General features: G+C 60.4%; 7 protein-coding genes. All 7 read right to left on the bottom strand.

Features of this window, described 5'->3' with window-relative positions:
* Positions 1–12 precede the first annotated feature (12 nt).
* The 7 genes from CWE01_RS10860 to apaG all read right to left on the bottom strand — a co-directional run bounded on the left by CWE01_RS10860 (position 13) and on the right by apaG (position 8146).
* Positions 13–1257, bottom strand: a complete 1245-nt coding sequence (locus CWE01_RS10860; protein WP_100940533.1) for a multifunctional CCA addition/repair protein — start codon at positions 1255–1257, stop codon at positions 13–15.
* 64 nt (positions 1258–1321) lie between these two features.
* On the bottom strand, positions 1322–2893 hold the full coding sequence (locus tag CWE01_RS10855; protein WP_100940532.1) for a SpoVR family protein: 1572 nt from the start codon (positions 2891–2893) through the stop codon (positions 1322–1324).
* Positions 2890–4161 (bottom strand): YeaH/YhbH family protein, encoded by a 1272-nt coding sequence (locus tag CWE01_RS10850; protein WP_100940531.1) that lies wholly within the window; start codon positions 4159–4161, stop codon positions 2890–2892. The genes CWE01_RS10855 and CWE01_RS10850 overlap by 4 nt, the downstream gene beginning before the upstream one ends.
* Positions 4162–4301: 140 nt before the next feature.
* Positions 4302–6224: a PrkA family serine protein kinase gene (locus CWE01_RS10845; protein ID WP_017128689.1), complete on the bottom strand. Its 1923-nt coding sequence runs from the start codon at positions 6222–6224 to the stop codon at positions 4302–4304.
* A 301-nt stretch (positions 6225–6525) separates the two neighbouring features.
* Complete coding sequence (gene glpE / locus CWE01_RS10840; RefSeq protein WP_100940530.1) at positions 6526–6855, bottom strand: thiosulfate sulfurtransferase GlpE; 330 nt, start codon at positions 6853–6855, stop codon at positions 6526–6528.
* 35 nt (positions 6856–6890) lie between these two features.
* Positions 6891–7766 carry a symmetrical bis(5'-nucleosyl)-tetraphosphatase gene (locus tag CWE01_RS10835; RefSeq protein ID WP_100940529.1) on the bottom strand — a complete coding sequence of 292 codons (876 nt, stop codon included), beginning with the start codon at positions 7764–7766 and terminating at the stop codon, positions 6891–6893.
* Positions 7766–8146 (bottom strand): Co2+/Mg2+ efflux protein ApaG, encoded by a 381-nt coding sequence (apaG, locus tag CWE01_RS10830; RefSeq protein ID WP_100940528.1) that lies wholly within the window; start codon positions 8144–8146, stop codon positions 7766–7768. The genes CWE01_RS10835 and apaG overlap by 1 nt, the downstream gene beginning before the upstream one ends.
* Between the last annotated feature and the right edge of the window lie 63 nt (positions 8147–8209).

Genomic DNA, 8209 nt, shown 5'->3' with positions numbered 1-8209 from the left:
AGACAGTTGCTCCTACAAGGGTTGTGTTCGGTCGGTGGCTTTTTCTTTGTAGGCCTTTAGGGCTTTCAGGCGCTCACGCTTGAGCGCTTCACCCAGCTCCGGCCCTTTGAAGCCCTTCTCCAGCAGCGGCTGAACCGCGACCGCCTTGGCGACCGCCGCCGCCCCGCGCAAATAATCCGCCTGTGGATAAGTTCGCTCCTCCAGCCCCAGGCGCCCTCGCGCATCCATCTCGCAGGCGGCGATAAACTCCTCGAAACGCTGCGGGCGCCGGTAGACATCGAAACTCTGCAGCAACTCCAGCAAGGTCGAGGCCTTGAGCTCCAGGGCGCGATGGCCATGGGTGTGGTATTCGCCCACCAGCAACGCCAGTTCCTGGCAGTCGCGCGGCACCTTGTAGCGCTCGTTCACCGCCTTGATCAGCTTCAGTCCCTTGAACTCGTGGGCAATATGCTTCGGCCACTCGCTTTCGGGTGTCAGCCCCTTGCCGAGGTCGTGCAGCAGGCAGGCCCAGCGCACCGTCAGTGGCTGCTGATGGCGTGCGGCTTGCTCCAGGACGCTCAGGGTATGCACGCCGCTGTCGATTTCCGGGTGGTGGGCTTCAGGTTGCGGCACCCCGAACAGCGCGTCGACTTCCGGAAACAGCACGGCCAGCGCGCCGCAATCGCGCAGTACCTGGATAAACACCTGGGGTTGCTCTTCCATCAGCGCGCGGGAGATTTCCTTCCAACTGCGCTCCGGTGTCAGGGCCTGCAGCTCGCCCGATTCGGCCAGCTGGCGCATCAGCGCGAGGGTCTCGGGGACTACCTTGAAACCCATGGCGGCATAGCGCGCGGCAAAGCGGGCAACACGCAGTACCCGGAGGGGATCTTCGGCAAAAGCGGGAGAAACATGACGCAGAAGGCGGGCGTCGAGATCGGCCTGGCCGTGGTAGGGATCGGTCAGGTTGCCGTGCTCGTCTTCAGCCATGGCATTGATGGTCAGATCCCGGCGGATCAGGTCTTCTTCCAGGGTGACATCGGGGCTGGCGTGGAAAATGAACCCGCCATAACCACGCCCGCTCTTGCGTTCGGTCCGGGCCAGGGCGTATTCCTCGCCACTCGAGGGGTGAAGAAAAACCGGAAAATCCGCGCCGACCGGGCGAAAGCCCTTGGCCTGCATCTCTTCGGCGCTGGCACCCACCACCACCCAGTCGATATCGGTAACCGGCTGACCCAGCAGGCGATCGCGAACCGCGCCGCCGACTTTATAAATCTGCATGAAAAACCTCCGTTGGCACGACAGGATAACCTGTGGATCGCACCAACGGAGGCGAGGGTGTCATTCAGAGATGAATCACGGCCAGGTCCAGTCGACCGTATTCCCCTTCGCTGTGCTCGCCCTTGGGCGGGACGTGGTGGGTTTTCATGACCTGGTCGCCTTGCAGGGTTTCCAGGTGGATATCGAAGCCCCAGAGGCGGTGCAGGTGCTTGAGCACTTCCTCGGTGGAGTCGCCCAGGGGTTTGCGGTCATGTTGCTGGTGACGCAGGGTCAGTGAACGGTCGCCGCGGCGGTCGATGCTCCAGATCTGCACGTTGGGTTCGCGGTTACCCAGGTTGTACTGGGCGGCCAGGGTTTCACGGATGGTCTGGTAGCCGCCTTCGTCGTGGATGGCCGGCACCAGCAGGTCGTCGCGCTGGTCGTCATCGAGGATGCTGAACAGCTTGAGGTCGCGAATCACTTTCGGTGACAGGTACTGCAGGATAAAACTCTCGTCCTTGAAACTGCTCATGGCGAACTTGATGCTCGAGAGCCAGTCGCTGCCGGCCAGTTCCGGGAACCAGTGACGGTCTTCTTCCGTCGGCTCCTCGCACATGCGCCGAATGTCGCGGTACATGGCAAACCCCAGGGCATAGGGGTTGATGCCGCTGTAGTAAGGGCTGTCGAAGCCCGGTTGGAAGACCACGCTGGTGTGGGAGGTGAGGAACTCCATCATGAAGCCGTCGGTGACCAGCCCTTCGTCGTAGAGATCGTTCATCAGGGTGTAGTGCCAGAAGGTTGCCCAGCCTTCGTTCATCACCTGGGTCTGGCGTTGCGGGTAGAAGTACTGGGCGATCTTGCGCACGATCCGGACGATTTCCCGCTGCCAGGGCTCCAGCAACGGCGCATGTTTTTCGATGAAGTAGAGGATGTTTTCCTGGGGTTCGGAGGGGAAGCGCGCGTTGTCCTTGTCGCTGAATTTATCCGCGCCCTTGGGAATGGTGCGCCACAGGTCGTTGATCTGCTTTTGCAGGTGCTCTTCGCGGTCCTTCTGCCGCCGGCGTTCCTCTTCGGCGGAAATCGGGTAGGGGCGTTTATAGCGGTCGACGCCGTAGTTCATCAGGGCGTGGCAGGAGTCGAGCAGGTCTTCGACCGCGTCGATGCCATGGCGCTCCTCGCATTGCATGATGTACTGCTTGGCGAAGACCAGGTAGTCGATGATCGAGCTGGCGTCGGTCCAGGTGCGGAACAGGTAGTTGCCCTTGAAGAAGCTGTTGTGGCCATAGCAGGCATGGGCCACCACCAGCGCCTGCATGCAGATGGTGTTCTCTTCCATCAGGTAGGCAATGCACGGGTCCGAGTTGATCACGATCTCGTAGGCCAGGCCCATCTGGCCGCGGCTGTAGGACTTTTCAGTGCTGAGGAAGTGCTTGCCGTAGGACCAGTGGTGATAACCCAGGGGCATGCCGACGGAGGCATAGGCGTCCATCATCTGCTCGGCGGTAATCACTTCGATCTGGTTGGGGTAGGTATCCAGGGCATAACGATTGGCGATACGGCTGATTTCGCGGTCGTAGGCCTGGATCAGCTCAAAGGTCCACTCCGAACCGGTGGAGAGGGGTTGGCGTTTCTGTTGTTTCGGCTCTCTGGCGGTCATGTCACTAACCTGCGCTGGAAGAGTTCACGGAAGACCGGGTAGATATCGCCGGCCGACACCAGCTGCTGCTGGGCAAACGTATCGCTGAACGCCTCGCTGATGCGTTCGTATTCGTACCACAGGGCCTGGTGTTCGCGGGGGGTGATCTCTACGTAAGTGTAGTACTGCACGAACGGCATGATCTGGTTGATCAGGATGTCGCGGCAGATGGGCGAGTCATCGTTCCAGTTGTCGCCGTCTGAAGCCTGGGCGGCGTAGATGTTCCATTCGTTGGTTGGATAGCGTTCGGCCATGATCTCCTGCATCAGCTTCAGTGCGCTGGAGACGATGGTGCCGCCGGTTTCCCGCGAGTAGAAGAACTCCTCTTCGTCGACTTCCCGGGCGCTGGTGTGATGGCGGATGAACACCACCTCGATCTTGTCGTAGTTCCGTTTGAGAAACAGGTACAGCAGGATGAAGAAACGCTTGGCGATGTCCTTGGTCGCCTGGGTCATGGAGCCGGACACGTCCATCAGGCAGAACATCACCGCCTTGGAGCTGGGGTTGGGTTGCTTGACCAGCAGGTTGTACTTGAGGTCGAAGGTGTCGAGGAACGGAATGCGATGGATACGCGCACTGAGTTTCTCGATTTCCGCCTCGATTTCCTGGATATCGCCGAAGTTGTCCGGCTCTTCGCGTCTCAGGCGCTCCAACTCGGCCTTGGCTTCCTTGAGTTTGGCCCGGCTGCTGCCGGACAGGGCGATCCGACGTGCGTGGGCCGAGCGCAGGGTGCGGATGATGTTGATGCGCGAGGGGTTGCCCTCGTTGCTGATCCCGGCGCGGACGGTCTTGAAGGTATCGGTGCCGGTGAGGTTGCGTTTGACCAGGTTCGGCAGTTCGAGGTCCTCGAACATGAACTCGAGAAACTCTTCCTGGGTGATCTGGAAGGAGAACTCGTCCATTCCTTCACCCGAGTTGCCGGCCTTGCCCGGACCACGGCCGCCACCGCCACCGGGTGGCCGGGCGATATGCTCGCCGCTGGTGAATTCCTTGTTGCCGGGATGCACCACGGTCTGCTTGCCGCCACGCCCATGGTGCAGCACGGGTTCATCGATATCGCGGCCGGGGATGCTGATTTGTTCGCCATGCTCCATATCGGTAATGGAGCGCCGGCTCACGGCTTCCTCGACAGCCTTTTTGATATGGTCACGGTAGCGCCGCAGGAAGCGCTGACGGTTCACCGTGCTCTTGTTCTTGCCATTGAGACGTCGGTCGATCACATAGCTCATGAGGAGCCCTCCGGACAGCTTCAAGTTACAAGCTTCAAGCGCCAAGCTGGAAGCTTAAAGACAAGCGGTCAGCTCCTGCACCGCAAGCACGTCGATAAACGTGCCTGCGGCTTGTCGCGTGCCGCTTGCAGCTGCCGTTACTACTGCGATTTTCTGACCCGCAGGTACCACTCGGAGAGCAGTCGTACCTGTTTGTCGGTGTAGCCACGTTCGACCATGCGGGTGACGAAGTCGTTGTGCTTCTGTTGATCCTCTTTGCTGGCTTTGGCGTTGAAACTGATGACCGGCAGCAGATCCTCGGTGTTGGAGAACATTTTCTTCTCGATCACCACCCGCAGCTTCTCGTAGCTGAGCCAGGTCGGATTCTTACCGTTGTTGTTGGCCCGGGCGCGCAGGACGAAGTTGACGATCTCGTTGCGGAAATCCTTCGGATTGCTGATGCCGGCCGGTTTTTCGATTTTCTCCAGTTCTTCGTTCAGGGCGACGCGGTTGAGGATTTCGCCGGTTTCCGGATCGCGGTATTCCTGATCCTGAATCCAGAAGTCCGCGTACAGCACGTAGCGGTCGAAGATGTTCTGGCCGTACTCGCTGTAGGACTCCAGGTACGCGGTCTGGATTTCCTTGCCGATGAACTCGATATAGCGCGGAGCCAGGTATTCCTTGAGGAAGCGCAGGTAGCGCTCACGGGTTTCGGCCTGGAACTGTTCCTGTTCGATCTGCTGTTCCAGCACATAGAGCAGGTGCACCGGGTTGGCGGCGATCTCGTGGGGATCGAAGTTGAAGACTTTCGAGAGGATCTTGAAGGCGAAGCGGGTCGACAGGCCGTTCATGCCTTCGTCCACGCCCGCGCTGTCGCGGTACTCCTGGATCGACTTGGCTTTCGGGTCGGTGTCCTTGAGGTTTTCGCCGTCGTAGACGCGCATTTTCGAGTAGATGTTCGAGTTCTCCGGCTCCTTGAGGCGCGAGAGCACGGTGAACTGGGCGAGCATCTTCAGGGTGTCGGGCGCGCAGTGGGCCTTGGCCAGGGAGCTGTTGAACAGGAGTTTGTCGTAGATCTTCACTTCGTCGCTGACCCGCAGGCAATACGGGACCTTGACGATGTAGATCCGGTCGATGAAGGCTTCGTTGTTCTTGTTGTTGCGGAAGGTATGCCACTCCGATTCGTTGGAGTGGGCCAGCAGGATCCCGGTGAACGGAATCGCCCCCAGGCCTTCGGTACTGTTGTAGTTACCTTCCTGGGTCGCGGTGAGCAATGGGTGGAGCACCTTGATCGGTGCCTTGAACATCTCCACGAATTCCATCAGGCCCTGGTTGGCCCGGCACAGGGCGCCCGAGTAGCTGTAGGCGTCGGCGTCGTTCTGTGGAAACTCTTCCAGCTTGCGGATATCGACCTTGCCCACGAGGGCGGAGATGTCCTGGTTGTTTTCGTCGCCCGGTTCGGTCTTGGCCACGCCGATCTGGTTGAGGATCGAGGGGTAGAGCTTGACCACCCGGAACTGGCTGATGTCGCCGCCGAATTCGGCCAGGCGCTTGGTCGCCCAGGGCGACATGATGGTGTTCAGGTAGCGTCGGGGAATCCCGAAGTCTTCCTCGAGGATTGCACCGTCTTCGGTGGCGTTGAACAGCCCCAGGGGCGATTCGAAGACTGGTGAGCCCTTGATGGCGTAGAAGGGGACTTTCTCGATCAGCTGTTTCAGCTTTTCGGCCAGGGACGATTTACCGCCGCCGACGGGACCGAGGAGGTAGAGGATCTGTTTCTTCTCTTCCAGGCCTTGGGCGGCGTGGCGGAAATACGAAACGATCTGGTCGATGCATTCTTCCATCCCGTGGAAGTCTTCAAAGGCCGGATAGCGACGAATCACCTTGTTGGAGAAGATGCGCGACAACCGCGAGTTGGTGGACGTATCCAGCAGTTCGGGTTCGCCGATTGCCAGTAGCAGCCGCTCAGCTGCCGACGCGTAAGCGCTGCGATCCTTTTTGCACAGCTCAAGGTACTCCTGCAGCGTGAGTTCTTCTTGCCGTGTGGATTCGAAGCGTTGTTGGAAATGGCTGAAAATGCTCATGACGTCACCTCGCTCGATACGTGGAGCCGGTGCCGGATCAATCAGTCCAGTGCTGGCATGCAACTGCGAAAGCCGTTGCCGTTTACCCCCCAGAACACCTTCAAAGCGATGATCACTTTGAAAATTACTACCGATGACCCGTACGCCGGTGTACCGGCTCTCCCCTGATTTGGATGGCCTGCGCTTAAGGATAGTTCGGAATCGGCGGGGTCAAGTCAAGATGAGCAATTAGTTGCGCCTGACCGTTCGTCAGGAAAGCCTCTAGCCCGCGAATCCCGCGGGCTCCAGCAACAGAAAAAAATTATTCGGAAATATCTTGAGCAATTTCTGACGGATAGGTCGTACGCCACAGCTCAAAGCCACCGTCCAGGCTGTAGACGTCGCTGAAGCCCTGGCTGATCAGGTAGGCGGCGGCGCTCTGGCTCGAATTGCCGTGGTAGCAGCACACCACCGTTGGCGCGTCGAGGTCGGCGGCGCGAATGAAATCGGCGATGTTGTGGTTGTCCAGGTGCCGGGCGCCGCTGATGTGATTCAGGGCGAAGGTCTGCGGGTCGCGGACGTCGACGACCACGGCGCCTTGCTCGCGCAGGGCCTGGGCTTGTTCGGGCGGGATACGTTTGAATTCGGTCATGCTGGGCTCCGTCGGGTGCGGGTAGGTCTTACAGTCTAGCGATATAACCAGGCTCGGAAGCGTTCGGCCAGGGTCGGTGGCGGAGCAACGCCACCCTGGGCATCGCACTTGCAGGTCAGCAGCTCGCCGGTGTCGACGTTCATCAGGGTCATGGCGCCGCCCCAGACGCAGCCGGTGTCGAGGGCGAAGATGCCGGGCTCGTCGCATCGGCCTTCAAGGGCGGCCCAGTGACCGAAGATGATCTTCAGGCCCTGGGTCTTGCGCTCCTTGTAGCTGAACCAGGGGGCGTAGCCGCGAGGGGCGGTGTCGGCGCCTTCCTTGCCCTTGAGGTCGAGCTTGCCATCGGCGGTGCAGAAGCGCATCCGCGTGAAATAGTTGGTGATCACCCGCAGGCGGGCCACGCCTTGCAGGTCGCCGTCCCACTTGTTCGGCTCGTTGCCGTACATGCCGTCGAGGAAGGGCGCCAGCAGGTTGTCGTCGCGCAAGGCGGTTTCCACTTCGGCGGCGTATTTGAGGGCTTTCTTCAGCGTCCACTGGGGAGGAATGCCGGCGTGGACCAGGGCCACGTTGCGCTCGGCGTCGTGGTGCAGCAGCTTCTGCTGGCGCAGCCAGTCCAGCAGTTCGGCGCGATCCGGGGCCTCGAGGATCTCGCGCAGCGTGTCGCTTTTCTTCAGGCGCTCGATCATGCGGCTGGCGGCGAGCAGGTGCAGGTCATGGTTGCCCAGCACACAGACCAGCGACTCGCGCATGCGGTAGAGAAAACGCAGGGTTTCCAGGGATTGCGGGCCCCGGTTGACCAGGTCGCCCACCAGCCACAGCTTATCCTGGGCCGGATCGAACTTGATGCGCTCGAGCAGGCACTTGAGCGGTTCCAGGCAGCCTTGCAGGTCGCCGACGGCATACGCCGCCATCAGTGCAGGGACCCGGGGACGGCAAGGCGGAAGGGCGCGATCACGGCGTCGAAGCGCTTACCGTCCTCGGCCAGCATCTGGTAGGTGCCCTGCATGTTGCCGACTTTCGTCGTCATCACCGTGCCGCTGCTGTAGGTGTGGCTCTGGCCGACTTCGATCAGCGGTTGCTGGCCGACCACGCCGGCGCCACGGACTTCTTCCACATGACCGTCGCCATCGGTGATCACCCAGTGCCGTGACATCAACCTGGCTGGCAGCTCACCGTTGTTCTGCACCGTGATGGTGTAGGCGAAGGCAAAGCGGTTCTGCTCGGGTTGCGATTGTTCTGCAAGGAAGCGGGTGACGACGCTGACGTCGACCTGGTAACGAGGATCGGACATGCAAGAGGCCTTGGAAGCTGAAGCGCAAGAGACGCTGGACGAAGCCCAGTCTAGGTCAAGTCC

Source organism: Pseudomonas sp. QS1027, assembly GCF_002814235.1.
In the GTDB taxonomy this organism is placed as follows: domain Bacteria; phylum Pseudomonadota; class Gammaproteobacteria; order Pseudomonadales; family Pseudomonadaceae; genus Aquipseudomonas.
The sequence above is the reverse complement of the archived record's forward strand: the minus strand, read 5'-3'. Positions and strand labels throughout refer to the sequence as shown.

Bases quoted from the DNA above. Each gene is read 5' to 3' on its own strand.
- CWE01_RS10860 (WP_100940533.1), bottom strand. From the start codon at position 1,257: ATGCAGATTTATAAAGTCGGCGGCGCGGTTCGCGATCGCCTGCTGGGT.
- CWE01_RS10855 (WP_100940532.1), bottom strand. From the start codon at position 2,893: ATGACCGCCAGAGAGCCGAAACAACAGAAACGCCAACCCCTCTCCACC.
- CWE01_RS10850 (WP_100940531.1), bottom strand. From the start codon at position 4,161: ATGAGCTATGTGATCGACCGACGTCTCAATGGCAAGAACAAGAGCACG.
- CWE01_RS10845 (WP_017128689.1), bottom strand. From the start codon at position 6,224: ATGAGCATTTTCAGCCATTTCCAACAACGCTTCGAATCCACACGGCAA.
- glpE (WP_100940530.1), bottom strand. From the start codon at position 6,855: ATGACCGAATTCAAACGTATCCCGCCCGAACAAGCCCAGGCCCTGCGC.
- CWE01_RS10835 (WP_100940529.1), bottom strand. From the start codon at position 7,766: ATGGCGGCGTATGCCGTCGGCGACCTGCAAGGCTGCCTGGAACCGCTC.
- apaG (WP_100940528.1), bottom strand. From the start codon at position 8,146: ATGTCCGATCCTCGTTACCAGGTCGACGTCAGCGTCGTCACCCGCTTC.